General features: G+C 46.9%; 25 protein-coding genes. 17 read left to right on the forward strand and 8 right to left on the reverse strand.

Going from position 1 to position 26,213, the window contains the following annotated elements; genetic code table 11:
- Positions 1-293: 293 nt before the first annotated feature.
- Positions 294-2,165: a sensor domain-containing diguanylate cyclase gene (locus LMJ53_RS02150; protein WP_229584588.1), complete on the forward strand. Its 1,872-nt coding sequence runs from the start codon at positions 294-296 to the stop codon at positions 2,163-2,165.
- Positions 2,166-2,192: 27 nt separating this feature from the next.
- Here LMJ53_RS02150 and rep read toward each other — a convergent pair whose 3' ends face one another.
- Complete coding sequence (gene rep / locus LMJ53_RS02155; protein ID WP_229584589.1) at positions 2,193-4,208, reverse strand: DNA helicase Rep; 2,016 nt, start codon at positions 4,206-4,208, stop codon at positions 2,193-2,195.
- 143 nt (positions 4,209-4,351) lie between these two features.
- Between rep and ubiK the strand changes: the two genes are divergently transcribed.
- Positions 4,352-4,639 (forward strand): ubiquinone biosynthesis accessory factor UbiK, encoded by a 288-nt coding sequence (ubiK, locus tag LMJ53_RS02160; RefSeq protein WP_226750547.1) that lies wholly within the window; start codon positions 4,352-4,354, stop codon positions 4,637-4,639.
- Positions 4,640-4,671: 32 nt separating this feature from the next.
- On the opposite strand, the gene LMJ53_RS02165 is transcribed toward ubiK, so the two are convergent.
- The 5 genes from LMJ53_RS02165 to LMJ53_RS02185 all read right to left on the reverse strand — a co-directional run bounded on the left by LMJ53_RS02165 (position 4,672) and on the right by LMJ53_RS02185 (position 8,602).
- Positions 4,672-5,601, reverse strand: a complete 930-nt coding sequence (locus LMJ53_RS02165; protein ID WP_229584590.1) for an SPFH domain-containing protein — start codon at positions 5,599-5,601, stop codon at positions 4,672-4,674.
- Positions 5,602-5,634: 33 nt separating this feature from the next.
- The gene (locus LMJ53_RS02170; protein WP_229584591.1) at positions 5,635-6,087 is read right to left on the reverse strand and encodes an NfeD family protein; all 453 of its coding nucleotides are present in this window, start codon (positions 6,085-6,087) and stop codon (positions 5,635-5,637) included.
- A gap of 93 nt (positions 6,088-6,180) precedes the next feature.
- Entirely contained in the window at positions 6,181-7,257 is a 1,077-nt protein-coding gene (locus LMJ53_RS02175; RefSeq protein WP_229584592.1) for a M20/M25/M40 family metallo-hydrolase, read from the reverse strand.
- Positions 7,258-7,338: 81 nt separating this feature from the next.
- Positions 7,339-7,686, reverse strand: coding sequence for a RidA family protein (locus tag LMJ53_RS02180; protein ID WP_226750543.1), 348 nt, complete (start codon positions 7,684-7,686; stop codon positions 7,339-7,341).
- A 133-nt stretch (positions 7,687-7,819) separates the two neighbouring features.
- Positions 7,820-8,602, reverse strand: coding sequence for a DUF2884 family protein (locus LMJ53_RS02185; RefSeq protein ID WP_229584593.1), 783 nt, complete (start codon positions 8,600-8,602; stop codon positions 7,820-7,822).
- 287 nt (positions 8,603-8,889) lie between these two features.
- On the opposite strand from LMJ53_RS02185, the gene LMJ53_RS02190 reads away from it, so the two are divergent.
- The 13 genes from LMJ53_RS02190 (at position 8,890) to LMJ53_RS02250 (ending at position 23,406) form a co-directional block, all read left to right on the forward strand.
- The gene (locus tag LMJ53_RS02190) at positions 8,890-10,695 is read left to right on the forward strand and encodes an assimilatory sulfite reductase (NADPH) flavoprotein subunit (protein ID WP_229584594.1); all 1,806 of its coding nucleotides are present in this window, start codon (positions 8,890-8,892) and stop codon (positions 10,693-10,695) included.
- Positions 10,695-12,413 (forward strand): assimilatory sulfite reductase (NADPH) hemoprotein subunit, encoded by a 1,719-nt coding sequence (gene cysI, locus LMJ53_RS02195; RefSeq protein WP_229584595.1) that lies wholly within the window; start codon positions 10,695-10,697, stop codon positions 12,411-12,413. Before LMJ53_RS02190 ends, cysI begins: the two co-directional genes overlap by 1 nt.
- Before the next feature lie 18 nt (positions 12,414-12,431).
- A complete protein-coding gene (locus LMJ53_RS02200) occupies positions 12,432-13,181 on the forward strand; it encodes a phosphoadenylyl-sulfate reductase (RefSeq protein ID WP_267867430.1) in 750 nt (249 codons plus the stop codon).
- A gap of 81 nt (positions 13,182-13,262) precedes the next feature.
- Complete coding sequence (locus LMJ53_RS02205) at positions 13,263-14,015, forward strand: substrate-binding periplasmic protein (protein ID WP_229584596.1); 753 nt, start codon at positions 13,263-13,265, stop codon at positions 14,013-14,015.
- A 304-nt stretch (positions 14,016-14,319) separates the two neighbouring features.
- Positions 14,320-14,886, forward strand: a complete 567-nt coding sequence (gene ahpC, locus LMJ53_RS02210) for an alkyl hydroperoxide reductase subunit C (protein WP_226750538.1) — start codon at positions 14,320-14,322, stop codon at positions 14,884-14,886.
- Between the two features lie 181 nt (positions 14,887-15,067).
- Complete coding sequence (gene ahpF, locus LMJ53_RS02215; protein WP_229584597.1) at positions 15,068-16,612, forward strand: alkyl hydroperoxide reductase subunit F; 1,545 nt, start codon at positions 15,068-15,070, stop codon at positions 16,610-16,612.
- A 291-nt stretch (positions 16,613-16,903) separates the two neighbouring features.
- Entirely contained in the window at positions 16,904-18,328 is a 1,425-nt protein-coding gene (cysG, locus tag LMJ53_RS02220) for a siroheme synthase CysG (protein WP_324295582.1), read from the forward strand.
- A gap of 47 nt (positions 18,329-18,375) precedes the next feature.
- Positions 18,376-18,978 carry an adenylyl-sulfate kinase gene (gene cysC / locus LMJ53_RS02225; RefSeq protein WP_420778840.1) on the forward strand — a complete coding sequence of 201 codons (603 nt, stop codon included), beginning with the start codon at positions 18,376-18,378 and terminating at the stop codon, positions 18,976-18,978.
- Positions 18,979-19,053: 75 nt separating this feature from the next.
- Complete coding sequence (gene cysQ, locus LMJ53_RS02230; RefSeq protein WP_229584600.1) at positions 19,054-19,815, forward strand: 3'(2'),5'-bisphosphate nucleotidase CysQ; 762 nt, start codon at positions 19,054-19,056, stop codon at positions 19,813-19,815.
- Between the two features lie 45 nt (positions 19,816-19,860).
- Positions 19,861-20,556, forward strand: coding sequence for a 16S rRNA pseudouridine(516) synthase RsuA (rsuA, locus tag LMJ53_RS02235; protein ID WP_229584601.1), 696 nt, complete (start codon positions 19,861-19,863; stop codon positions 20,554-20,556).
- 120 nt (positions 20,557-20,676) lie between these two features.
- On the forward strand, positions 20,677-21,156 hold the full coding sequence (locus LMJ53_RS02240; RefSeq protein WP_229584602.1) for a DUF3015 family protein: 480 nt from the start codon (positions 20,677-20,679) through the stop codon (positions 21,154-21,156).
- 56 nt (positions 21,157-21,212) lie between these two features.
- On the forward strand, positions 21,213-23,063 hold the full coding sequence (locus LMJ53_RS02245) for a DUF4105 domain-containing protein (RefSeq protein WP_229584603.1): 1,851 nt from the start codon (positions 21,213-21,215) through the stop codon (positions 23,061-23,063).
- Between the two features lie 100 nt (positions 23,064-23,163).
- The gene (locus LMJ53_RS02250) at positions 23,164-23,406 is read left to right on the forward strand and encodes a GlsB/YeaQ/YmgE family stress response membrane protein (RefSeq protein WP_226750527.1); all 243 of its coding nucleotides are present in this window, start codon (positions 23,164-23,166) and stop codon (positions 23,404-23,406) included.
- A 28-nt stretch (positions 23,407-23,434) separates the two neighbouring features.
- Here the strand turns inward: LMJ53_RS02250 and LMJ53_RS02255 are convergent, their stop codons facing one another.
- A complete protein-coding gene (locus tag LMJ53_RS02255) occupies positions 23,435-23,677 on the reverse strand; it encodes a DUF1289 domain-containing protein (protein WP_229584604.1) in 243 nt (80 codons plus the stop codon).
- Between the two features lie 60 nt (positions 23,678-23,737).
- A complete protein-coding gene (locus tag LMJ53_RS02260) occupies positions 23,738-23,875 on the reverse strand; it encodes a hypothetical protein (protein WP_226750525.1) in 138 nt (45 codons plus the stop codon).
- A 436-nt stretch (positions 23,876-24,311) separates the two neighbouring features.
- Here LMJ53_RS02260 and ilvG point away from each other — a divergent pair, with 436 nt between their 5' ends.
- Positions 24,312-25,958 carry an acetolactate synthase 2 catalytic subunit gene (gene ilvG / locus LMJ53_RS02265; RefSeq protein ID WP_229584605.1) on the forward strand — a complete coding sequence of 549 codons (1,647 nt, stop codon included), beginning with the start codon at positions 24,312-24,314 and terminating at the stop codon, positions 25,956-25,958.
- Complete coding sequence (gene ilvM / locus LMJ53_RS02270; RefSeq protein WP_226750523.1) at positions 25,958-26,212, forward strand: acetolactate synthase 2 small subunit; 255 nt, start codon at positions 25,958-25,960, stop codon at positions 26,210-26,212. Before ilvG ends, ilvM begins: the two co-directional genes overlap by 1 nt.
- The last annotated feature ends 1 nt before the right edge of the window (position 26,213 follow it).

The following is a 26,213-nucleotide window of genomic DNA, read 5'->3' on the forward strand; positions in this document are numbered from 1 at the left end:
AACGGTTTCCAGCGCTTGGCTAATATGCATAAAAAAGGCCTACAGAGTTCATTCTGTAGGCCTTTATATACCAACCACTGGATCGGTCAACCGATCTGAAAAGTTCTTAACTGATCGGCATTACGCCAGTCGCGGTTTTTTTGTGCCGGTTGGACTAAACTTCTTTAACAGTATCCTTTGTATTTAATTAAACGAATTTGCTCTGTAGCTCTTCCATGTGTTTAAACTTTGTGCATAATAGCCCATTGTTATTATACATCTGACCAGTTTGTATTCGCTTCAGGATCGGAAGATTGACTAAACAACGAACGCTCCAATACCAATTAAAACAAGCGGGCAATAAAATCAGACGGCTGTTGCTGTTGATTGCTCGGCAAAAAGAAGCCTATACCATTCAGGGGGCCTTGTTGCAGCTGTCAGAATTGGCCAGCCATATTAGTGATATGGCCGATTTTTATCCGGCGATCCACAAAATGGTCTCTGAGCAGTTACACGCCGAAAACTTTTATGTTGTGCTTTATGATGCCGACACTGAGCGTTACCAACTGCAGTACTTCTCTGATGAAAAAGATCAACAACTCATTACTTCTATTCCAGACAATGCTTTCTCTCGTGGCTTAACCGGTTATGTGGCTCGCTACCAGCGGCCGCTGTTGTGTGATGAAGAAGAATTTGACGAATTAGTGAGAAGCGGCGAGATTGAAGCACAAGGCTCACCCTCAGCGCACTGGATGGGTATCCCTTTATGTCGTGGTGAAAAAATTATCGGTGTGATGGCGATCCAGTCTTATGACAGTCAGTATCGTTATAACGAGCAAGATTTAAAATTGTTTAGCAGTATTGGTTCTCACACTGTTATTGCTTTAGATCGAGTAAAGAGTCGTGAACTATTAGAAAGCACGGTGAAAGAACGCACCTTGCAATTACAACAAACCAACGACTTTTTACAAAAAGAAATTAGAGAACGTATCCACGGTGAAAAGCTGCAGGCGGCGTTATATAAAATATCTGAGCTAACGGCCAGTAGCCAAGATATGCAAACGTTCTATAAAGCCATCCATAAAGTGCTTTGTAATTTTATGGCTGCAGAAAACTGTTACATTGCCTTACTCAACGCCGATGCGACGAAATTAACCTTTCCGTATTATGTTGATCAATTTAGCCCTGCGGCCTTTGACCGGCCACTAAGCCGAGGTTTTACCGAATATGTTATCCGCTGTGCTGAAGCGCGGCTCATTAACCCTGATCAAGCGGCAATACTGGTTGAGCAAGGTGAGATCCGCCGAGGTATGAGTGGTACCACTGAGCTAGAGAAAGCAGCTCGCCATTCAAAAAGCTGGCTCGGTGCTCCGCTGAAGATTGACCAAAAAGTCATTGGGGTGGTTGCGGTTCAGTCTTATGTTGATGGTTATCATTACACCGAGCAAGAACTCACTATCTTACGTTTCGTTTCACAGCATATCGCGGTAGCGATCCAGCGTAAGCTTGCTGCTGAGAAACAAAAACAACATCAAGAAGAACTGGAACGTAAAGTCTTTGAAAGTACCCGCGAATTGCGTCAAACCAACTTATTTTTACGCCTGCAAGTTGAAGAGCGTAAAAAAGCGGAGCAAAAATTGTTCTATGATGCGAATCATGATGTATTAACTGGGCTGGCCAATCGGCAGATGTTTTTGCAGCAATTAAAACAACAATTTTTATTAAATAAACGCCAACCGCAAACCGGGATGGCATTGCTGTTTTTAGATCTCGACCGTTTCAAATTGATCAACGATACCTTAGGCCATCATATTGGCGACGCGTTTTTAATTGAAAGTAGCAAACGTTTACTCAGTGCGATCCGCGAGCATGATGTAGCCGCCCGCTTCGGCGGTGATGAGTTCGTGATTATGTTATTAAACTTGCAATCTGAGCAAGATGCCGAAGAAATTGCTCAGCGCATTATCGACAAATTCCGTCAGCCCTTTGTGTTAGAAAATAACAGTGTCAATTCGGGCATCAGTATTGGTATTGCGCCATTCAGTTCAGACTATCACCATGCCGATGCGATGTTACGCGACGCTGATGCCGCCATGTATCACGCCAAAGCATTAGGGCGTGGTCGCTATGTGACGTTTGAATCGGGTATGCGCGATCAAATGTTAAAAGCGCTAGGTGCCAATTAGCGCTAATTGAACCGTGTGTTTATAGGGCTAATCTTTATTCAGCATTTGCCGCAAACGTGCGATATTCGATGCCGCAGTTTGCTGGCGCTGCTCTGCAGTTTTGGGTTGATTAGGCTGTTGCCATTCCAAATCGTCTTGTGGTAACTCGGTTAAAAAGCGGCTGGGCTCTGGCCGAATCACTTCTCCATATTGCCGACGCTCTCGTGCATAAGTAAAAATGAGTTCGCGCTGTGCCCGAGTGATACCCACATAGGCTAAACGGCGTTCTTCTTCGACATTATCTTCATCAATACAGCTTTGATGCGGCAAAATGCCTTCTTCCATGCCCACCATAAAGACATAAGGGAACTCTAAGCCTTTCGAAGCGTGCAACGTCAGCAATTGCACCTGATCGGCGTTATCTTCTTGTTCTTGCCGTTCTAGCATATCGCGTAAACATAATTTGCTAACGACTTCGCTCAAGGGCATCGGCGGTTCATCATCTTTGCCGTTGAGCATTTCGACAATCCAGCGGTACAGTTCATTGACGTTTTTCAGGGCCATTTCAGCTGCTTTAGGGCTGTTACTGCTTTCAAACAACCAGGCTTCATAGTGACTTTGCCGGATCAAATCACGAATGGCTTCGGCAGGCTCTGCTCGCACGGCATTATCGGCTAATTGATTAACCCAATCGGCAAATTGTTTTACGGCCTGAAAACTGCGTGCCGGTAAAGTATGGCTTAGCCCCGGATGGCAGCACGCTGCAAATAAACTGATGTGTTCTTGATTGGCCAGGTTACCAATTTTCTCCAAGGTGGCATGGCCTATTTCGCGACGCGGCACATTGATGATCCGCAGCAAGGCATTGTCATCATCTTGATTCACCAGCAAGCGCAGGTAGGCCATCACATCTTTAATTTCACTGCGTGAGAAAAAAGACGTGCCGCCAGAAATGCGATAGGGAATGCGGTTGGTCATTAGCGCTTTTTCAAATACCCGTGCTTGATGATTGCCACGATATAACAATGCATAATCGCGATAATGACTCCGGTTGGTAAAGCGATGCGAGATAATTTCGGCAATCACTTTTTCGGCTTCGTCTTCTTCATGCTTACAAGGTAAGACTTTCAGCGGCACACCATAGCCATTCACGCTAAACAGTTTTTTCTCAAACTCGTGCGGGTTATTGGCAATTAAGATATTGGCCGCTTTTAAAATGCGTTCTGCTGAGCGGTAGTTTTGCTCAAGTTTGATCACGTTTAATTCAGGAAAGTCTTTTTTCAATAACACCAAGTTTTGCGGCCGCGCACCGCGCCAAGAATAAATAGACTGGTCATCATCACCGACCACGGTAAAGCGGCGACGTTCGCCTACTAACCAGCGGACTAACTCATATTGGCTGGTGTTGGTATCTTGATATTCATCCACTAACAGATAGCGAATTTTCTGTTGCCAGCGCTCACGTGTTGCTACATCGTGTTGAAACAGCAAGGTTGGCAGCATAATTAAATCATCGAAATCACAGGCATTACAGGCCTTAAGCATGGTGCTGTATTGCTGATAATAATTGGCTAAACTGATGCTAGCGGCATCTTGCGCTTGTTGCACAGCCAACGCAGGTAAGGTTAAGTCGTTTTTCCAGTTAGAAATTTTGCTTTGCAGCGCTTTAATCTGCTCTTTATCGCCATTGTATTCGTTGGCGGTTAGCTCTTTGAGTAGCGCAAAGCTGTCTTGATCATCAAACAGGCTAAAATTAGCTTTGTAACCCAGCTGCCGATATTCTTTTTTAATAATATCTAAGCCAAGGGTGTGAAAGGTGGAAATAGTAAGGCCACGGGTCGCGCTTTTTGGCAATTGGGTGTTAATTCGCTCGCGCATTTCTCGTGCCGCTTTATTGGTGAAGGTCACGGCGGCAATATGACGAGCGGGTAATTCGCACTGCTGGATCAGATAGGCTATTTTATTAATAATAACGCGTGTTTTACCGCTACCCGCACCGGCTAATACTAGGCAGGGCCCGGAGATAAATTTTACTGCTGCGTCTTGCTGTGGATTTAACTTCATAGTGTTTGCCTGATCTGAGGAGCTGCATTGTAACCAATTTTTGCGGTAAATTTCATTCGCGTTCTGGTCAGAAGACCGTAGAATGGTTAGATACTATCACAGTGCAGCCTGAACCCTGGCTGCCTAGCGTAACGGAGAACCTGATGTTAGATCCGAAAAAAGTGGAAGATATTGCACGGCAAATTGGCAGTATTATCCCGCCACAATTAAAACAGTTTGCCGATGAATTAGAAGGCAAAGTAAAGCAAGTGCTGCAGGCAAAGCTGTCAGAGTTAGACTTTGTTAGCCGCGAAGAATTTGATGTGCAGCGCCAAGTGCTGTTGCGAACTCGCGAAAAAGTGGAAGCGATGGAACAGCAACTGGCCGCGTTATTAGCTGAGAAAACCCAAGATTTCAGTAAAAACGCCTTACCCAGCTCTGATCAAGAATAAATGATGAGCGGGCAGTTTACTGCCCGCCATGGTTATTTTTGGACGGTTTTTAAAATTTCAGTTAAACCCGCCACTGCACCACCAATGTTCGCCAGTTCAACCGGCACGATCATGCTGTTGTTGGTTTTAGCCAGGTTGCCGAACTCTTTCACATACTGCTCGGCCACGCGTAAATTTACCGCGTTTTGACCACCCGGTTGATTGATGGCCTCAGCAATTTGTCGAATACCCTCAGCGGTGGCAATAGCGATTAATTCAATTTCTTTTGCTCGACCTTCGGCCTCGTTGATTTGTCGAGTTTTATCGGCTTCCGACAGGTTGATCACTTCCTGCTTTTGACCTTCAGACACGTTAATCATCGCTTGGCGTTCACCTTCAGACTTGGCAATCGCAGCACGGCGTTCACGCTCGGCGCGCATTTGTTGCTCTAGCGCGTCTTTGATACTGACTGGCAATTCAATATCGGCTATTTCATAACGCAACACTTTAACACCCCAAGGCGCTGCGGCATCATCCAGGGCGCGTACCACTTCTTCGTTAATTTTGGCTCGCTCTTCAAAGGTTTTGTCTAAATCGGTTTGGCCGATCACAGAACGCATGGTGGTTTGCGCTAATTGTGACGCAGCATAGCGATAATCGTTAATACCATAACTGGCTTTATGCGGGTCGATAACCTGTATATATAAAATACCGTCGATGCCGACCTGAATGTTATCTTTGGTCACGCAGGTTTGACGAGGCACATCGATCACTTCTTCTTTTAACGTGTGGGTGTAGGCAACTTTATCGATAAAGGGGATCAAAATATGAAAGCCCGAGTCTAAGGTGCGTGAATATTTCCCTAAGCGCTCAATCACCACATTGCTTCGTTGCGGCACGACTCTGGCAGACTTCAGTATGGTGATCACTACCGCAATCGCAAAGCCTAGGGTTAATACCGTTTGAATATCTAGTTGTTCCATAACACTCTCCTACGATTAATACGTGCTGTAAAGTTAAGACGACTGTGGCTTATTGGCCGCGACTTCGAGGTGGATGCCTTTATTGGCAATTACCCAAGCCACATCCCCGGCTTTTAATGTGTCGTTAGAATGCGCATCCCATTGCACGCCATTTAACACCACACGACCTTGGCCTTGTTGAAAATCCAATAAAACCGTAACGCGATCGCCGATATCTTGGCTCAGCGAGCTGGGTTGCGTCTCGCTATCAGCGGTAAAGCCGACAAACCAGCTTTTAAAGCGGCCTCGTGCGGTGAAGAGCAACAGCAGGCTGACCAGACCAAACACGCTGTATTGCATGCTGGCTGATTCAATGAGCCCAAAGTGCAATAAAATACCGACGACGATAGCGGCTAAACCGAGGAATACCGCGACAATGCTGGTTGCCAATAACTCTGTTAAAATCAGTACCACACCAATAATGATCCAAATCATTGCTGTACTCATTTTTTTCTCCTATTTGACGGCCATTTCGTACTGATGCGGCTGCCCGAAAACGTGATAGTAACTGTATATTTACATTTTATTATTAGCAAGTATTTACTCGATTTGCACTGCTAATTGTTGATCAAGTATTAATATAAAATGCAATACGGTTTCAACGACTTGATGATAAAACGCCAAATCTACTTTGTCGGCGGTGTCGCGCGGGCTGTGGTAATCGGGATGGTCGGCTACCCCAAAGTACATAAACGGTACCTGTTGCTGATGAAACACGCCGTGATCAGAGCTAAGGGTCCAATCTGCCGTGTTACCTGCCAGATACCAAGGGCGATCATGGGCGGGCAGTAATTTCACTGCGCTGCGAGTTTGTAACTGTTCAACTAGCGGTAATAGCCAAGGGTGATGATAAGTGCCAACGGCATACAATAATTGGTGGGTATCACGGCTTAACATATCAATATTAATGTTAAAGGCCAGATCGGCAGGTTGTAACAAGCCGGTACGAAATAGCGCCACCGCACCTTGTAAACCTTTTTCTTCACTGTCTAAAGCAATAAACAATACCGGATGACGCAAAGGATGAGCCGTTAAATAGCGTGCCAGCTCAAGCATGGCGGCCACACCCGAGGCATTGTCATCGGCGCCAAAGTAAATGTCGTCGCCGTGCATCCCTAAGTGATCATAATGTGCGGTGATCACCAGTGGCTTAAGGTTAGCTTCGGTGCCGGGTAATAAACCGATAACATTTGCCGCATTATCTACGCCGGGGATAGTGGAAGACGCACCACGCAGCCAACGACGCCAAGAAAAATGTTCTGCCACGCTGTAAGGGTGCAAATAACCGTCGGTTCCGGCGGCGGTTAAACCGATTTCGGCAAATTGCTCGGCAATCCATAAACGGGCAGCAATACCACCCGGTGTGCCCGGTGCTCGACCCTGACGTTCAGCAGCGGCTAACCAGCTTACATCGGCCAGTAAACGATCGGGATTTAAACGGTTTAAAGTGGGTTCAGCGACAAAGGTTGGTGTGATAACACGGATCCGTTCGGCTTCGCGTTCTGTGAGTTGATTAAGCCAAAAGGGCCAAGCCCATTGATACAATGCCCAGCCGAACAAGATGAAAATAGCGGGCAACCACAGTCGTTTTTTGTGTAGCAACGTCTTTACAGCCATGTGTCAATCTTTCCTTAATACATTACAGCAGCGCAGTCTTGCTGAGTGCAACAAGCCTGCTGCTCAGCGGTTAACTTCAGATTATTGTGCAGCGGTGATTTTAATTTCTATTTTCCAATGCGGATCCGCTAATTTTGCCGCTACCGTTGCCCGTGCTGGCGCACAGCCTGGGCTGAGCCATTGCTCCCATACCGCATTCATTGCCGCATAATCCGCAAAGTCAGTTAAATAGATAGTGGTATCAACCAGTTTATCCTTGCTGCTTTGACAGCGCGCTAACAAGGCATCAACTTGGCTTAACACGTTTTGGGTTTGCAGCGTAATATCATTACTGTCGGTGTCTGGCACCATGCCAGCACAAAACACTAAACCATTCACAATGACTGCTTCAGAATAACGACTAGCAGGATCAATACGTTGTATGCTCATAATCACTCCAAACAAATAGTGCAGCAGGCATTGCTGCTTATTAAAGCTGAATTATGCAGGCTATTGTGCGGGATGGCAAAAAGGGCGTACGGCAACAAAGTTGCGTACGCCAAGCTCGCGGTTAGGATGGGGGTTATTCTGCTTTTTCGTTATGCAATGTCACCAGCGTAAAGGGCTGCATTGCCGGTAACTGTTGCTGTAATTGGCGCTCTAATTGCTGTAACTGTTCAAGCTCAGCACACAAGGTTGCGGCTTGCTCTTCTAGCGCTAGGGCTTTGTCTTGCATGTTTTGCTCGAGTTGCTCACCCATGGTTTCCATACGCTCGCCAAAAGCATTCATGCGATCTTCAAATGAGCCACTACCACTTAACATGCTCTTGCCAACATGCATTAACATATTGCCCATCAGTTGCTGCACCATATCTTCCATGGCCGCATCAAACTCTGGCCCAAAGGCTTGGTCCAGTTGCTCTAGTTTGCTGCCATTCAATAGCAAGGTATCGCCTTGTTGTCTTACCACTAAGTCTAAGCTTTGGCGAAGATGCGCAAAAGCCGGTTGCAGTGCGCTTTGTTCCATGTCTGATTGGCCAGTCAACCCTGCAAACGTTTGCTCTAAGGCGCTGGTGGCTAACTGCAAAGCGTTGTTAACTAAATTCAGCGTACTGAAAGCTTGCTGGCGAACACTTTGCTGATATTGCTGTAATAGCGCCGCAGTACTGGCATCGGTTGGGTGTAATTGCTCGGCAAGCCACAATTGGCCTGAGTTTGAAATACGCCACAGCGGCTGCTCTTCAGCTTGCAGGCTGACATCTTGCGCTGTAATGCGTAAATCATGCTTTAACGTTAAATGACAATTTTCTGCTGCACTGAGTTGCCCAACAAAAAAGACACAGCAAATAAGTAATAAGGTTTTCATGATCAGTCCTTGGTTGTATTTCAATCACGCTGAGTAGTTTGCAAAGCCAATGCCAACTGCACATTATTGAATTTAATAGCTTTAATTTTTAATGTGGCAGTTGTGACTGCTTAGTGTTGGCATGAAATACTATTTTTTGGCGAATTAGACCACATTGTTTTCAAGGGGTTTTGGTCAGCATGAGTGGTTTTTAATTACTAATTGGCATAAAGAAGAGAGATCCATTCTTTTACCTGAGTGACTTTAGCTGGCTAAAATAATCATCTAGATTTTTTGCAGGATATTTTATGCTTTTATCGTCTCTTGTTGCCCAAGCTAGCCCGTTGTCTGAGCAGCAAATTATTGAGTTGCAAGCTTTGCTGGTGAAATTGAATCCGATCCAACAAGCGTGGGTGAGTGGTTATTTAGCGGCCAGTGCCCAGTTAGCGGGGCAGACGTTAGCCGCACCCAGCGCCGCCACCAGTGCTGCCGCGCCAAGCTTAACGGTATTGTTTGGCTCGCAAACGGGTAATGCCAAACATGTTGCGGAGGATATTGCAGCCGCAGCAACGGCCAAGGGGTTCGCGGTAAAAGTACAAGACTTGGCCGAGTATAAAAATACCAGCTTGAAAAATGAACGCTTGTTGGTGGTGGTCACCTCAACTTATGGTGAGGGCGAACCGCCCGAAAATGCCATCAGTTTTTATAATTTTCTCTTTAGTAAGAAAGCGCCTGCGCTGCCTGAATTGCGCTATGCCGTATTAGGCTTAGGCGATACCAGCTATGAATTCTTCTGTAAAACGGCGCAAGACTTTGATGAGCGTTTCGCGGCTTTAGGCGCAAAAGCGCTGATTGCCCGTGCTGATTTAGATGTCGACTACGCTGAGCAAGCCGCGCAATGGCAACAGCAGCTGTTAAAAGCACTGGAGCCCGAATTGGCTCAGGTAAGCAGTGCGTTAGCGGTGGATTTGACGAGTGTAGCTGCGCCAGCGGCAGTCAGTAGCTATAACAAGCAGCAACCCTTTAGTGCGGAATTGTATACCAACCAAAAAATCACGGGTCGAGACTCAACTAAAGATGTGCGGCACATCGAAATTTCTTTAGCCGGTTCAGGTTTAACTTATCAACCCGGTGATGCCTTAGGGGTCTATTTCCGTAACGATCCGTTGTTAGTGCGCGAGTTGTTATTGCTCACCGGCATTGCCAGTAATACGCCGGTGCAGTTTGCCGAGCTGCAGCTACCGATAGCCGAGGCCTTGATTGAGCACCTAGAGCTAACGCAATCGTATCCGGGGTTTGTGAGCCGTTATGCCACGGCTATCGGCCATGCCGAATTACAAACCTTGGCGGCTGACAAAGTGGCGTTGCGACAGTATTTAGCCGATCGGCAAATTATCGACATCGTGCGTGATTACCCAGGTTTATTAAATGCCCAGCAATTGGTGGATGCGTTACGTAAGCAGCAGCCTCGTTTGTATTCGATTGCCTCGTCTCAAGCTGAAGTGGAAGACGAAGTTCACTTAACGGTGGGGGTGGTGCGTTATGATGCACATGGCTTCCCGCATTTAGGCGGCGCGTCGGGTTTCTTGGCAGAGCGCTTAGCCGAAGGCGAGTCGATCAAGGTGTTTGTAGAGCAAAACAACAACTTCCGCTTACCGGAAAACGATGACACACCCATTATCATGATTGGCCCTGGCACCGGTATTGCGCCGTTCCGTGCCTTTTTACAAGAACGTGATGCTCGTGGCGCCAGTGGTAAAAACTGGTTGTTCTTCGGTAACCCGCATTTTACCCAAGATTTTCTCTATCAGGTTGAGCTACAAAACTATTTGAAACAAGGTTTGCTGAACAAGTTAGACGTGGCCTTTAGCCGCGATACGGCTGAAAAAATTTATGTACAACATAAGTTAATGCAGCAAGCTGCGACAGTGTGGCAATGGTTAGAGCAAGGGGCGCATCTGTATATTTGTGGTGATGGTAATCGCATGGCGAAAGACGTACACCAAGCTTTGCTGAGCATCATTCAGCAACAGGGCGGCAAAGATGAAAAAGCGGCCCAACACTATTTAGACCAATTACGGGTCGCCAAGCGTTATCAGAAGGATGTGTATTAATGAGCCAATATCCAATCAAGCCAGAATTTGTCGCCCAGGGTAAGCTGTCTGACAACGAACGCTTAAAAGCCGAAAGTGAGCATTTACGCGGCACCATTACCACTGACTTAAAAGATGAAATCACCGGCGGTTTTAGCGGTGATAATTTTATGCTGATCCGCTTTCATGGCATGTATCAGCAGGATGACCGCGATATCCGCGCTGAACGCGCGGCACAAAAATTAGAACCGCTGCACAATGTGATGCTGCGTGCGCGCATGCCAGGTGGCATTATTACGCCAACGCAGTGGCTGGCCATCGACAAGTTTGCAACGGATAAAACGCTGTACGGCAGTATTCGTTTAACCACTCGGCAAACCTTTCAATTTCACGGTGTATTAAAGCCGCACGTGAAACCGATGCACCAATTTTTAAGCAGTATCGGTATCGATTCCATTGCCACGGCCGGCGATGTTAACCGTAACGTGCTGTGTACCTCTAATCCGGTAGAAAGTGAATTACATCAACAGGCCTATCAATGGGCGGTGCAGATCAGTGAGCATTTACTGCCGAAAACCCGCGCCTATGCCGAAATTTGGTTAGACGAAGAAAAAGTCGAAACCACAGAAACCGAGCCGGTGTTAGGTGAGCACTATTTACCGCGTAAGTTTAAAACCACCGTGGTGATCCCACCGCATAACGACGTGGATTTACACGCTAATGATCTTAACTTTGTGGCGATTGCCGAGCAGGGCAAATTAATTGGTTTTAACGTGCTGGTTGGCGGTGGTTTAGCCATGACCTTTGGTGACACGGCAACCTATCCACGCCGGGCGGAAGAGCTGGGTTTTATTGGCCTTGAGCACGTTTTAAAAGTGGCCGAGCATGTGGTTACAGTGCAGCGTGATTATGGTGATCGGGTGAACCGCAAAACAGCCAAAACCAAGTACACCATTGACCGCATTGGCTTAGATAACTTCCGCGCTGAAGTAGAGCAGCGCGTAGGTGTCCGGTTTGCGCCGGTGAAGCCTTATCAGTTTACCACGCGCGGTGATCGTTTTGGGTGGGTAGAAGGCATAGATGGTCAACATCACTTAACGCTGTTTATTGAAAATGGCCGGATCTTAGATTTTCCGAACAAACCGTTAAAAACCGGCTTAGCCAAAATTGCCCAGATCCATCAGGGCGACTTTCGGATGACCGCCAATCAAAACTTAATTGTTGCAGGGGTGCCGGCCAGTCAAAAAGCGCAAATTGAGCAGTTAGCCCGTGAGCACGGTTTAATTGACGATAACCACAGTGAGCAACGCAAAAACTCCATGGCGTGTGTGTCTTTTCCAACCTGTCCGTTAGCAATGGCAGAAGCCGAGCGCTACTTACCTGAATTAGTGACCAAGGTTGAGGGCTTACTCACTAAGCATCAGTTGAGCGATGATCATATTGTCTTGCGGGTCACCGGCTGCCCGAACGGCTGTGGTCGTGCCATGCTGGCCGAAGTGGGGCTGGTAGGCCGCGCGCCGGGTAAATACAACTTGTATCTGGGGGGAAACCGCATTGGTACGCGTATTCCAAAATTGTTATTGGATAACGTCGCCGAAGCCGAGATCCTCGATACGCTGGATCAGCTGATTGGTCAATGGAGTCAAGAGCGGCAAAGCGGAGAATGTTTTGGTGACTTTGTGATACGCGTTGGCGTTGTTGCCGAAGTGAAAGTGTCGAAAACCGATTTTCATGCGTAAGCAGGTGGTAACTTAACAATGAATGCGTTAGTAAAATCATCTGAACATATTTTGCAGCAAACGCCAATGGCACAGCAGCAATGGTTAAGCGAGATCAATGCCCATCTTCAGCCACTTAGCGCGGCAGAGCGGGTAGCCTGGGCGCTTGCGCATTTACCAAAACAACCGATGCTCAGTTCCAGTTTTGGGATCCAGGCGGCGGTGATGCTGCATTTAGTCAGCAGCCAGCAGCAGGATATTCCGGTAGTGTTAACCGATACCGGTTATTTATTTCCTGAAACCTACCAATTTATTGATCAGCTGACAGAGCGGCTACAACTGAATTTAAAAGTGTATCGCGCCACATTAAGCCCCGCCTGGCAAGAAGCCCGCTTCGGTCAGTTATGGCAAACAGCGGAGGGGTTAAAACACTACAATCAGTTAAATAAGGTGGAACCGATGCAGCGTGCGCTGCAACAACTCGAAGTAGGCTGTTGGTTTACCGGCTTGCGCCGCAGTCAAAGCAGTACGCGTGCCGATAAAGCCATTGTTGAAATTAGCCGTGGCGTGGTAAAGGTACAACCGATTATCGACTGGTCAAATAAAGACGTGTTTTATTATTTAAAAGCGCACAACTTGCCATATCACCCGTTGTGGGAAAAAGGTTATCTCTCTGTCGGCGATACGCATTCCACCGTTAAATTTGAGCCCGGTATGCGTGAAGAAGACACCCGCTTTAACGGCCTTGGCCGTGAGTGCGGTTTGCATATGGATGGTGATGGTATTTAGGTTTTTTAGCGTTGCACTTTCACTTCGCTGAAATTTCAGCCATAGTAACGATATACTTTTTACCAACATAATCGTATTGCCATGAAATGGTTTGTCATCTTGTGTTTAGGCTTGCTGTTTCAGCAAAGTCAGGCGGAGCCGCTGGTGATGTATACCGAGCATTTCCCACCTTATAGCTATGAACAAGATCAGCATGTTACTGGCTTAAATGCGGAAATTGTGCGGCGCACTTGTGAAGTGGCGTTACTAAAGTGTGACTTTCAATTGATGCCGTGGCTGCGGGCACTGGAAACAGCACAGCGCACGCCGAATAGCGGCTTATTTTCCACCGCTCGTAACGCCTTGCGTGAAAAACAATTTCAGTGGGTTGGGCCTATAGTGCATGCCTCCGCCAATATGTATTGGCTTGCTTCACGCCGGGATGCACCACCTCAGGATCTTGAGGAAGCCAAAAAATATGTTGTTGCGGTTGCCCGTGGCGATGTTTACGAAATATATTTGCAAAACCAAGGTTTTGAAGTTGGCGTCAATTTAATTCAATTTAACAGTAAAGCTGATGCGGTATTGCCATTTTTACATGGCAAAGTCGACTTACTGATCGCTTCTGATTTGATTTTACCGGTCTGGTTAGAGCAACATCAACAAACCCTATCAGCGGTAACTGCGATAATCGATTTATCTACTATTGGCAATAATTATCTCGCCTTACACCCACAAATGCCCATCGCCACGGTTGAGCGTTTGCAAGCAGCGCTTGATCAGCTTAAGGCGAATGGTGAATATGGCGCCCTCGAAAAACAGTTTTTGGTGAAACCTTCGCCAAGCTCTCGTTAATTAAGTACCAATATCACTCAGCAGTGCAAACCATGCCGCTTTGTGACGGTGCGCCAAGTATCGATAAAAATAGGCTATTGAAATTCCGTTCAGCCGCCCTAATTACCTTAGCACTATTGAGGTTGCCATTATTTTTGACCTGATAGCCGCAGTGCAACATATATAACGGATGAAGTAAACCATCTTCATCGATTAAAGTGATTAGGATGATTTGTTTTATTCGTTTTAAAAGTCTGGTCGAGTTAGATAGACTAGTTGGCGTTGAAACAAGAAACTGTTTTTATTAACCCAAAGGAGCAAGACAATGTCTTCATTAATTAACACTAAAATCAAACCTTTCAAAGCGACTGCCTTTCATCAAGGTAAATTCGTACCAGTAACTGAGCAAGACTTACTGGGCAAATGGTCTGTTGTTTGCTTCTACCCAGCTGACTTCACTTTTGTTTGCCCAACTGAATTAGGCGACTTGGCTGATTTCTACGCTAAGTTCCAAGAAATGGGCGTAGAAGTTTACTCAGTATCTACTGACACGCACTTCACGCACAAAGCATGGCATGACGCGTCAGAAACCATCAAGAAAATTCAATACCCTATGATCGGTGACCCAACAGGTGCCATCACACGCAACTTCGGCGTAATGATTGAAGAAGATGGTTTAGCGTTACGTGGTACTTTCGTGATCAACCCTGAAGGCGTGATCAAAGTATGTGAAATCCACGACTTAGGCATCGGCCGTAGCGCTGCTGAATTGTTCCGTAAAGTGCAAGCTGCACAATACGTTGCAGATCATGACGGTGAAGTGTGCCCAGCTAAGTGGACGCCAGGTGAAAAGACCTTAGCGCCTTCTTTAGACCTAGTTGGTAAGATCTAAATTTGATGCAAACTGCAGGCAACTGCAGTGTGACACGCTAGATACAGTACTCCCCGTGAGGCTGTAATCTAGCCTCACACTGCCAAACTCAAGTTTGGTGTCAGGCCAGCGGCTTCGCTGGCCTCGTCCTCCCTTGCCCTGCTGCGCCGCAATCTCCATATTTTTTAAGGATTTATTAGTTATGTTAGATACTAACCTGAAGCAACAATTACAAACTTATCTGCAGAACCTGAAAACTCAGGTAGAGCTGGTGGTATCTTTGGATGATAGCGCCAAGGCAGCTGAGGTAAATGAACTGGCAACGGAAATTGCTGAATTATCAGATTTAGTCAGTGTGTCGCGTGATGACAGCGCAGCTGACCGCAAACCGTCGATGCTGGTTCGCTCTGCTGCGAAAAATACGCAAATTACTTTTGCTGGTGTGCCGCTAGGACATGAGTTTACCTCATTAGTATTGGCTTTATTACACTCGGGCGGCCACCCCATCAAAGTGGAAGCCGATCTGATTGAACAAATCAAAAATATTCCAGGCGAGTTTAAGTTTGAGACTTATATCTCCTTAAGCTGCCAAACCTGTCCAGAAGTTGTGCAGGCCTTAAATATTATGTCGGCCATTAACCCGAATATCACTAACGTGATGATTGATGGTGCCATGTTCCAAGACGAAGTATCGGCTAAGAATGTCATGGCTGTACCGTCGGTATTTTTAAATGGCGAATTATTTTCACAAGGGGCGATTACCCTAGAGAAAATCTTACAGAAAATCGATGTAAATGCTGAAAAGCGTCAAGCTGAAGCGTTGAAGAATAAACCAGACTTTGACGTGCTCGTGGTCGGTGGTGGCCCAGCCGGTGCCGCAGCGTCTATTTATACTGCCCGTAAGGGTTTAAATACCGGTATTGTCGCAGAGCGTTTTGGTGGTCAGGTGGCGGATACCGTGGGTATCGAAAACTTTATCTCGGTGAAATATACCGAGGGCCCAAAACTGGTGGCCGGTTTAGAAGCACACGTGCGTGAGTATGACGTTGATATTATGAACAACCAACGCGCGGTGAAGTTACGCAAAACCGATAAAGTTGAGCTAGAACTGGCGAACGGCGCGGTACTGAAAAGTAAGACGATTATCCTAAGCCCCGGTGCCCGCTGGAGAGAAATGAATGTGCCTGGCGAGCAAGAATATCGTGGTAAAGGCGTAGCGTACTGCCCACACTGCGACGGCCCGCTATTTAAGGGTAAAAAGGTTGCCGTGATTGGTGGTGGTAACTCGGGTATTGAAGCGGCCATCGACTTAGCCGGTATTGTTGAACATGTGACTGTACTGGAATTTGCTGCGGAGCTTCGCGCTGATGCGGTGTTAGTGAAAAAAGCCCATTCTATGGGAAACATCACCATAATTACGGAAGCGCAAACGACAGAAGTGACCGGTGATGGCAATCGAGTCAATGGCTTAAGTTACATCGATCGTCCAAGTGGCGAAGCGAAACATGTTGAGTTAGCCGGTATTTTCGTGCAAATCGGTTTAGTGCCTAACACGGAATGGTTACGTGGTGCAGTGGAATTATCACCACGCGGTGAAATTATTATCGATGAACGCGGTCAAACTTCTATCCCAGGTGTGTTTGCCGCCGGTGATGCCACCACAGCGCCGTTTAAGCAAATCATTATTGCTTTAGGATCTGGCGCAACAGCTGCTTTAGGCGCCTTTGATTATTTAATTCGCCAGTAGGTTCTGGTTCCACTGAGTTTTGTTATTGCTATTCTCATCCCTGCTTGCGGCAACTTCGGTTGCCGCTTTTTTTTGCTGTCATGTTGTTAAAAACGACAACACCCCCACGCGTTGCACCTTCGCCGTAAGCTGATCTTAGCTCAGCCGTTTTGTATGGCAATTTTAATAAGCCGCTATCGTTTTAATGCCTTTTGGTTATAACAGAGCGCGAATATCTATTTCCGTTCAGTTAGGCTGAGCGCTATGATTCATCATCAAGATGGCCTGTATCCGCTAACTGTAGGAGCCTTTGTGCAGTATCTGCCTTTGTTTGTAAAACTTACCGATAAACCGGTACTGATTGTCGGTGGCGGCTCGGTTGCCTTACGCAAAGCTGGCACGCTGCTTACAGCGGGTGCCAAGCTGACGGTGATTTCTCCCGAGTTTGCCGCAGAATTTATCGAGTGGCAGCAGCAAGGTAAGGCAGAGCTGATTACCGGCTATTTTTCTCCAGAGCTACTGGACGGTAAATTATTAGTCATCGCCGCCACGGATAACGATAGCGTCAATGCTGCTGTCTTTGCCGCCGCCACCGCCCGCAATATGCTGGCCAACACGGTAGATGATCAGCCTAAATGCAGTTTTATTTTCCCTTCGATTATAGACCGTAGCCCAATCATTATTGCGATCTCCAGTTTTGGTACTGCGCCGGTGTTAGCGCGCCGTTTACGTGAAAAACTCGAAACCTTATTGCCTCAGCATTTAGGGCCTCTAGCACAGTTAGTGGGGCGGTTTCGCGATAAAGTTAAAGCTAAATTTCAAGGTTTTGCTGCGCGTCGGCAGTTTTGGGAAAAAGTGTTTGATTCTGATGTGGTGCGGGATCTTGAGCAAAACTTACCCGCGCAAGCAGAGCAGCGTTTAGATGCGATGCTGCAAGCTCAGGTGCCTGCGCGGCAAGGCGAAGTGTGGATTGTCGGCGCCGGCCCAGGCGATCCAGAGTTATTAACCTTAAAAGCGCTACAACTAATGCAACAAGCTGATGTTGTTGTGTATGACTATCTGGTTTCGCCAGAAATTTTAGAACTGGTACGGCGTGACGCCGAACGGCTGTGTGTGGGTAAAAAAGCGGGGGCGCATTCGGTCGCACAGCAAGAAACCAATGCTTTACTGATTGAGTTAGCCTTAGCCGGCAAAAAAGTGTGTCGGTTAAAAGGCGGCGACCCTTTTATTTTTGGTCGTGGCGGCGAAGAAATAGAAGCGTTACTGCCGCACCATATTCCGTTTCAAGTGGTCCCCGGCGTGACGGCTGCCGCAGGTTGTGCCGCTTATGCGGGGATCCCATTAACCCATCGTGAGCATGCACAAAGCGTACAGTTTGTTACTGGCCATTGCCGTAAAGACGGTGATCAGCCCGACTGGCATAGTATGAGTCGCTCGCAGCAAACCTTAGTGATTTATATGGGTATTTTAAAAGCGGCAGATATTCAAGCCCAGTTAATCGCGGCAGGGCGCCATGTCAACACGCCTTTAGCCATTGTTGAAAACGGTACTCGGCGCGAGCAGCGTGTGATCACCGGTACCCTGGCTGAACTGGGCAGCTTGGTGCAACAACATCAGGTAGTATCGCCGGCGTTAGTGATTATTGGTGAAGTGGTTGCGTTACAATCGCAGTTACATTGGTTTGGGCAGCGGCCCAGTGCCGCAGTGTTTGCACAGCCGCTAACCCAACTGCAGTAACCGCCAGCGCAGGGTATACTCTGCCTAAGCGTACTAACAGAGAGTGAATAATGGCGAATAATGCGCATATTAAATGGCAAGACTATCAAGTGGATGCCACAACCCGAGCTGAACTTAATGGTCATCAAAGTGCGGTAGTCTGGTTTACGGGGCTCAGTGGTTCAGGTAAATCGACGGTGGCCAATGCCTTAGAGCAAGCGTTGCTGGCGCGAGGTACCCATACTTATTTGCTTGATGGTGATAATGTACGGCATGGTTTGTGTGCTGACTTAGGCTTTAGCGCCGCCGATCGTACCGAGAATTTACGCCGCGTCGGTGCGGTGGCGGGCTTAATGGTCGATGCTGGTTTATTGGTATTAAGTGCTTTTATCTCGCCTTATCGCAGTCAACGTGAATTAGTGAAAAGCTTAGTGCCCACAGGTAAATTTATTGAAGTGCATATCGCCACGCCTTTGGCTGTTTGTGAGCAGCGCGATGTCAAAGGCTTATACAAAAAAGCCCGTGCCGGAGAAATTAGCCACTTTACGGGCATCTCTGATCCGTATGAGCCGCCTATCGCCGCTGATTTAGTGCTTAATACCGCTGAGCTTACTATTGAGCAAAGTGTTGAGCAATTGCTGGCGCTTTTACAACGCCGGCACATTATTTAACGTGAGTTGACGTGGCCTCATCGGCTAAATGAGCTTATTCATGGCATGACAGCCTAATTTAATCTGGAATTCACCATGCAACTTTTACAGAACATTATTCAGATCGCCGAACAAGCCGGTGCGGCCATTTTAACGGTATATCAAAAAGACAGCAGTGATTTTAATATCACCGATAAAGCCGATACTTCACCACTAACCGCTGCCGATTTGGCAGCGCATCAGTTGATTGTACAAGCGTTAACCGCACTGACCCCTGACATTCCCATTTTGTCTGAAGAAGCCGCCGATATTAGCTGGGAGATTCGCCAGCAGTGGCAGCGTTATTGGCTGGTTGACCCCTTGGATGGCACTAAAGAGTTCATCAAACGTAATGGTGAATTTACCGTAAACATTGCGCTGATTGAACAGGGTGAGCCGGTGCTTGGCGTGATCCATGCGCCTGTGCTGGAAAGAACGTATTCTGCGGCAAAAGGCATCGGCAGTTTTGTAAAAAACACCAGTGGTAGCCTGCCTATTCAGGTGAGTAAACCGGGTGAAGTCATTCGTGTGGTCGGCAGTCGCAGTCATCCAAGCCCCGATTTAGCCGGTTACCTCGCGCAGTTTCCGCAGCATGAAATGGTCACGGTGGGCAGCTCACTTAAGTTCTGCTTAGTGGCTGAGGGCAGTGCCGATGTCTATCCTCGTTTTGGCCCAACCATGCAATGGGATACCGGCGCTGGCCATATTATTGCACTAGAGGCCGGGGCAAAAGTGAGTTTTAGCGGCATTGATGCGCAGGTTTATCATCGTGAAAACCTACTGAATCCGCACTTTATGGTGTCAGCACTTAACGACTAACCGCAAAAATTTGGTTACACTAAGCGCAGCTAATAAAGGTGACTTATGCGTTTAGATAAATTTATATGTGATTGTACTGGTTTAACTCGTTCGCAAGCCGGTAAAAATATTCGTCAAGGCCTTGTGACGGTCAATGGCGAAGTGGTGAAACAAGCCGCGCGCCAAGTGTTAGCGGCTGACAGCGTAACCTTGGATGATCAACCGCTGCAGCTGATTGGTTTACGCTACTTTATGTTGCATAAGCCTGCCGGTTACATCTGCGCTAATGACGATCCAGAACATCCTACCGTGTTTACCTTACTCGACGAGCCACTTGTTGAGCGCTTGCACAGTGTAGGGCGGCTGGATCTGGATACTACCGGCCTCTTACTGTTAACCGACGACGGGCAGTGGTCACATCGATTAACGGCGCCAAAGCATCATGTGCCGAAAACCTACCGTGTTTGGACTGCCGATCCTATCCCTACAGAGGCCATCGCGCAATTTGCCGAAGGTATCATGCTGCGCAACGAAAAAGACGCCACTAAACCCGCAGAGTTGGTGATTGTTGCTGAATGCGAAGCCCTGCTGACCATTCATGAGGGGCGTTATCATCAAGTAAAACGCATGTTCGCCGCGCTTGGCAATAAAGTTGAGCAGTTACATCGCGAGCAAATTGGTGGTTTAGCTTTACCGGATGATTTGGCAGAGGGAGAGTATCGTTTGTTAACGGAGATGGAACTGCAGTTATTGTTGTCCTAACTATTATTAACTAACAACGAAAAAACGCACAGGCTTGTAAATTATTGTTGACTAAATGTGTTCGCTTCATTTAATTTCTTCACGCGGGAATATCGCAACACAACAAAATGGAGATGGAACATGAAATTAGCACTTTTAGCAGCCTCAGTTTTAACCTTATCACTGGTGACTGCTCCTACAGTAAATGCGCAAGCAAAAGTAAACCCATGGAAGCAATGTGGTATTGGCGCGATGATTTTTGATGATAATGGTACTGCTGCTGCCTTATCAAATATTATTTGGGACTTAGGTACCACGGCTGTGTCATCTAACATTAGCTCGCAAGGCTCATGTGAAGGTATTAAAGTGGCTGCCGCGGAGTTTATCAACAGCACCATCACTAACATTGAAGAAGAAACTGTTATTGGTGAAGGCGAACATTTAACGGCAATGTTAAATCTGATGGGCTGTGAAGCAAGTGTTCATCAGGCGGTTATTGAAGATGTTCGTGCAGATTTAGATCTGAGTCATGCCACTTCAGCTGCTAAAGCAGAAGCATACTACCTACAATTAGATAACGCGGTGAATAGTAAATTCGCAGCACAGTGCCAAGTTATCTAACGGTGAGATCTTGATTAAACCCGCTGTAATGCGGGTTTTTTATTTTTGAGTCCCTGATGAAGTTGATTATTGCCATGCTGGGCAGTTTGCTGGCTTTTTCCACATGGTCAGCCAGCGCCCCGCGCTTTATAGAACAGGCAGCAGCAAAGAATTTAGCTGCTGATCGCTATTGGTTAGCGCTTTTGCATAAGCGTGATGCAGAAACAGATAGCGAGATTATCGATCCCCACTTTTTTTTATCCAACACGCAAGACGCCAGTGCAGAGTTCAATGCCACCTTAACGGCTCTACTCGCACCTGTCACTGATGATGTGAACGAACATGCTCAGTGCCGCTTTATTGCGCGTTCGCACTGGCTGCAGCAGCAATTGCCGGAATTAAAGCAAGCGTTGCCTAAATTAACATGCACATTGTTTGAGGCATGGAGTGATCAACAGCAAGTTGATCACGTGAGCATGATTTTTGCCAGTGGTTACCTAGGAAACCCCGCCTCATTTTATGGCCATATTTTACTGAAGTTTGGCAGTGCGAGTGAGCGACGCGCCTTGTTACAGCAACAGAATATTAATTTTGGTGCAGCCGTCCCCGCAGCTGAAAACCCGCTTGTGTATATCTTGAATGGCTTATTTGGCGGTTATAATGCGGTGTTTTCTTATGGTGATTTTTACCGAAATACCCAAGCATATGGTGAAACAGAGTTACGGGATCTTTGGGAATATCAGTTAGCCTTAAACCCATCTGAAGTTTCGCAGTTGCTGTATCACGCTTGGGAGCTGATTGGGCGCGACTATGTCTATTATTTTCTAAAAGAAAATTGTGCCTTTCGGATGGCAGAACTACTGGAATTGGTTATACAGCAGCCTTTGATCAACAAAACGCAGCCTTATGCCATGCCTATCAGCGTGTTTCATCGGGTGGCAGAGTTAGAGCATCATGGGCAACCGCTAGTGGCAAAGGTGATACAACATCCGTCACGGCAAAAGCGTCTGGTTAAACGTTTTGAACAGGTAGCTGAGCCAGTGCAAGCTGCGGTGGCTGAATTAATTGAGAACGAATATCAGATAGAGAATAGCCTTTACGCGCAACTTAATGCGGCTGAGCAGACCCAGACGTTAGAGATTTTATTTGATTATATCGAGTTTCTGAAAGTGGCAGCCGATGACCCGCAGCCTTTAACTACCTATAAAAACCGCTTATTGCAGGCACGTTTAAAGCTGCCTGCCGGTAAAGCATCACCCATAGTGTTAGCCGAGTCGCCACCTCATCTGGCAACCTTGCCGTCATTGTTGCAAATATCAGCCATCCATACAGAGCAATCAAATGCGCTCGAGTTGCGTTTTCGCGCAACCTACTACGATTTGCTGACGGCTAATCGAGATAATGCAAATTATTCAGCGTTGTCGATGGTGGATGTTCATGTTCGACAAGAGGCCGATCGCTTGCAACTTTATCGCTTTGATTTGCTTAATATCGAGAATATGAATTTATCGCAAACGGGTTTGCCGCAAGATGGCGGTTTCGCTTGGAAGCTCAATGCGGGTTATGCGCCACAAGATTTGGCCTGTCAACGCTGTCAAACACTACAGTTAATTGGCGGCTTGGGTAAGGCGATGCAATTACAGCAAGGGGTTGTGTATGCGATGCAAGATGGCCGACTGCATGAAAATCGTCACGATGTTGGGCTGTTATCAACGGACACACGTTTAGGAACCGTTTTTAACTTAGATGCTCGCTGGCGCATTCAAGCAGAGTTTGGCTATCGAGCTTATTTGACTGGTGAAGCCAGTAATTTTTATTGGTATAAATTGCAACAGCGGTTTGGTCAAAGTCAGCATTGGGATATAAGGCTGATATTGGAAAAGCAGCGAGCAACAGAGTTTAAGCTAGCTTTCAGTTACTATTGGTAAGTTTTAGCGCTTTTTGCGTCGATTGTGCGTGGCTTATTTGAGCTTAGGCTAAACAGCAGCTAACCTTAGTGATTCGACAATGTTATAAATAAGGAATGTTATGAACTTTATCGCTTTTTTAATTTTAGGCGCCTTAGCGGGTTGGATAGCGGGCAATATTATGAAAGGCCGCGGCTTTGGTTTGTTAGGTAATATTGTGGTGGGGATTGTCGGTTCTATGCTGGGCGGTTTTTTGTTTAGTGCGCTGGGCTTAAAAGCCTTTGGATTTGTGGGTTCGTTAATCACGGCAACGGTAGGGGCGGTGGTGTTATTGTATTTAATCAGTTTAGTCAAACGTAGCTAGGGCTTTTCAGCCCTAATGATATTTACCCTTAAAATAAATCTAACGAGCCGGCGGGTGTAACCTCTGGCTCGGCACTTAGCGCTTTCACTTTTAGCCGAGCACGCCGCTGCGCTAACAGCCGTAAAATTTGCGATCGTTCATTGGCCGGTTTTTGTGGCCAATTAAAACGTTCTTCTCGCGAGCGCAAACACCCTAAGCAATAACCTCTATTATTACTTTGGCAAACCCCAATACAAGGGTTGGGTATGTCAAACAGCTCAAGTTGATCCATACGTTTGTTTGCCTGTTAGCTTTGAACTAAGTCGCTAGCGCGTGATTAAGCAAGATAGCGTTAGTCTTTTTTGTGCTGCGTCGCGTTTAGCTCTAATTGCTTCATGGTTTTTAAATGCTGCAAATAAACAATAAACATACAAAAACCCACACCAAAAATCACACAAACACTTAAGAAAAACCAGAGATTGGCATTCATTGTTAACTCCAAGTCAGTAAAGCCGCACTGTTTAAAACATCAGCGAAACGATGAGTGGTATTACCTCTACTGTAATAGCAGACTGGCCAAGGTACAAATTTTAATTTATTTGTACAAAAAGTGTCTTTTTTAGAGAAATCGGTTGACTCCAGACAGATAGACGTCTATTAATAGACACATTGTGATTAGGTGAACTGATCCTCAACAATTAACCGATTAGAGTTAGTGAGTAAATAATATGCGTTTAGCTTCCATTCTAAACATTCTTGTCCTCGTAAGCGTGGTGATTATTAATCTCCGCGGGGGCGGTGTTTTCGGAAGATAAGATGCAAATCGATTTCCAGCAAAACCCCCGCTCTGCAAAGACCGGGGGTTTTGTCGTTTCAGGGCTGGGTAAAATTTCACCGGCAAGATCAGTAAAAGGTTGAGGTTACAGATGAATGGCGCAGAGTTGGTATTAAAGGTGTTACAGCAGCAAGGGGTTGATACCATTTTTGGTTACCCGGGCGGCGCTATTATGCCCATTTATGATGCGATCTATCACAGCACGGTAAAGCATTATCTGTGTCGGCATGAGCAAGGCGGCGCTTTTTCGGCGATTGGTTATGCGCGCGCCTCTGGTAAAGTCGGGGTATGTTTGGCTACCTCAGGCCCGGGTGCCACTAACCTGATCACGTCGTTGGCCGATGCGTTATTAGATTCTGTACCCTTGGTAGCGATCACCGGTCAGGTATCACAAGCGGTGATGGGCTCGGATGCCTTTCAAGAAATTGATGTGTTAGGTTTAAGCTTAAGTGTCACAAAACACAGCTTTATGGTGCGTAATGTCAACGAACTGGCTTCGATCTTACAACAAGCCTTTACCTTAGCTCGCAGTGGTCGGCCAGGCCCTGTGCTAGTCGATATCCCAAAAGATGTGCAATTAGCACCGGTTGCTGAGCCAGAGTGGATTACCCCGCCGAGCCAACGAGTAAGTACCTCTTTAGCGAATACCGCAGCCGCCCGTCAAATGATCAGTGCCGCAAGTAAGCCGATGGCTTATATCGGCGGGGGTGTGCATATGGCTGATGCCTTAACGCATTTACAGGCCTTTTTAGCAGAAAGCGTGATGCCATCCGTGACCACGCTAAAAGGCATGGGCTCGGTGGCACGCGATAATGTGCATTATTTAGGCATGCTGGGTATGCATGGTACGCAAGCGGCCAATTTAGCGGTGCAGCAATGCGATTTATTAGTGTGTTTAGGCGCACGTTTTGATGACCGCGTAACCGGCAACTTACAAAAATTTGCGCCCGATGCCAAAGTGATCCATTTAGATATCGATCCGGCAGAAATTAACAAAGTACGTTTTGCCGATTGCGCCTTGCTGGGTGATATGAAGCAAATCTTACCGGCGATCACTACGCCGACACAGTGCGATGCTTGGTTGGCACACTGCCAGCAGTTAAAACAGCAGTATGGCTGGCGTTATGATCATCCCGGCGAAAAAATCTATGCTCCCTTGCTGTTAAAACAGTTAAGCGAGCGCATGCCCGACAACAGCGTGGTGTGTTGTGATGTTGGCCAGCACCAAATGTGGGTGGCGCAACATATGCGCTTTAACAGCCCGCGCAATCATCTTTCCAGTGGTGGTTTAGGGACTATGGGTTTTGGTTTGCCGGCCGCCATTGGTGCCAAGTTAGCACGACCACAAGATACGGTTTTAGCGGTCAGTGGTGACGGCTCTTTTATGATGAATGTGCAAGAGCTGGGCACCATTAAGCGTTTTCGTTTACCGGTGAAAATTGTCTTAATCGATAATCAGCGCTTGGGTATGGTTAAGCAATGGCAGCAATTGTTTTTTAATGAGCGTTATAGCGAAACCGACTTATCCGATAACCCTGACTTTGTGGCTTTAGCCGCTGCATTTGCTATCCCTGGCCATACGATCACCCGCAAAGACGAAGTCGCCGGTGCGCTAGAGGCGATGTTCACCTGGCCAGGCCCTTATTTACTGCACGTACGCATTGATGAAACAGAGAATGTCTGGCCATTAGTTCCGCCAGGTGCCGCTAACCAAGATATGATGACGGAGACTAACTAATGCAACATACCCTAACTATCACCACCAGCAATGAGGCAACGGTTGTTGAGCGCTTATTGCAGGTGACCCGTTATCGTGGTTACAAATTGGCAGGTTTAGAATTAAAACCGCTGACCGATCGCGCAGGTATGCGCATTACCTTACAAGTACAAAGTGATAAGCCTATCGCTTTACTCACCAGTCAATTAGTTAAACTTTATGATGTGCAGCAGTTGGAATTAGCGTCTGCTGCTGTCGCCGCGCTTCGCGCCTAAC

Origin of the sequence: Rheinheimera sp. UJ51, from assembly GCF_020819615.1 — a bacterium.
Lineage (GTDB): Bacteria > Pseudomonadota > Gammaproteobacteria > Enterobacterales > Alteromonadaceae > Alishewanella > Alishewanella maricola.

Coding starts and splice junctions, on each gene's coding strand:
- rsuA (WP_229584601.1), top strand. CDS start 19,861: ATGCGTTTAGATAAATTTATATGTGATTGTACTGGTTTAACTCGTTCG.
- rep (WP_229584589.1), bottom strand. CDS start 4,208: ATGAAGTTAAATCCACAGCAAGACGCAGCAGTAAAATTTATCTCCGGG.
- ahpC (WP_226750538.1), top strand. CDS start 14,320: ATGTCTTCATTAATTAACACTAAAATCAAACCTTTCAAAGCGACTGCC.
- ahpF (WP_229584597.1), top strand. CDS start 15,068: ATGTTAGATACTAACCTGAAGCAACAATTACAAACTTATCTGCAGAAC.
- LMJ53_RS02175 (WP_229584592.1), bottom strand. CDS start 7,257: ATGGCTGTAAAGACGTTGCTACACAAAAAACGACTGTGGTTGCCCGCT.
- ubiK (WP_226750547.1), top strand. CDS start 4,352: ATGTTAGATCCGAAAAAAGTGGAAGATATTGCACGGCAAATTGGCAGT.
- LMJ53_RS02185 (WP_229584593.1), bottom strand. CDS start 8,602: ATGAAAACCTTATTACTTATTTGCTGTGTCTTTTTTGTTGGGCAACTC.
- LMJ53_RS02170 (WP_229584591.1), bottom strand. CDS start 6,087: ATGAGTACAGCAATGATTTGGATCATTATTGGTGTGGTACTGATTTTA.
- cysI (WP_229584595.1), top strand. CDS start 10,695: ATGAGCCAATATCCAATCAAGCCAGAATTTGTCGCCCAGGGTAAGCTG.
- LMJ53_RS02260 (WP_226750525.1), bottom strand. CDS start 23,875: ATGAATGCCAATCTCTGGTTTTTCTTAAGTGTTTGTGTGATTTTTGGT.
- LMJ53_RS02165 (WP_229584590.1), bottom strand. CDS start 5,601: ATGGAACAACTAGATATTCAAACGGTATTAACCCTAGGCTTTGCGATT.
- LMJ53_RS02200 (WP_267867430.1), top strand. CDS start 12,432: ATGAATGCGTTAGTAAAATCATCTGAACATATTTTGCAGCAAACGCCA.
- cysQ (WP_229584600.1), top strand. CDS start 19,054: ATGCAACTTTTACAGAACATTATTCAGATCGCCGAACAAGCCGGTGCG.
- LMJ53_RS02245 (WP_229584603.1), top strand. CDS start 21,213: ATGAAGTTGATTATTGCCATGCTGGGCAGTTTGCTGGCTTTTTCCACA.
- LMJ53_RS02240 (WP_229584602.1), top strand. CDS start 20,677: ATGAAATTAGCACTTTTAGCAGCCTCAGTTTTAACCTTATCACTGGTG.
- LMJ53_RS02190 (WP_229584594.1), top strand. CDS start 8,890: ATGCTTTTATCGTCTCTTGTTGCCCAAGCTAGCCCGTTGTCTGAGCAG.
- LMJ53_RS02250 (WP_226750527.1), top strand. CDS start 23,164: ATGAACTTTATCGCTTTTTTAATTTTAGGCGCCTTAGCGGGTTGGATA.
- ilvG (WP_229584605.1), top strand. CDS start 24,312: ATGAATGGCGCAGAGTTGGTATTAAAGGTGTTACAGCAGCAAGGGGTT.
- ilvM (WP_226750523.1), top strand. CDS start 25,958: ATGCAACATACCCTAACTATCACCACCAGCAATGAGGCAACGGTTGTT.
- LMJ53_RS02205 (WP_229584596.1), top strand. CDS start 13,263: ATGAAATGGTTTGTCATCTTGTGTTTAGGCTTGCTGTTTCAGCAAAGT.
- LMJ53_RS02180 (WP_226750543.1), bottom strand. CDS start 7,686: ATGAGCATACAACGTATTGATCCTGCTAGTCGTTATTCTGAAGCAGTC.
- LMJ53_RS02255 (WP_229584604.1), bottom strand. CDS start 23,677: ATGGATCAACTTGAGCTGTTTGACATACCCAACCCTTGTATTGGGGTT.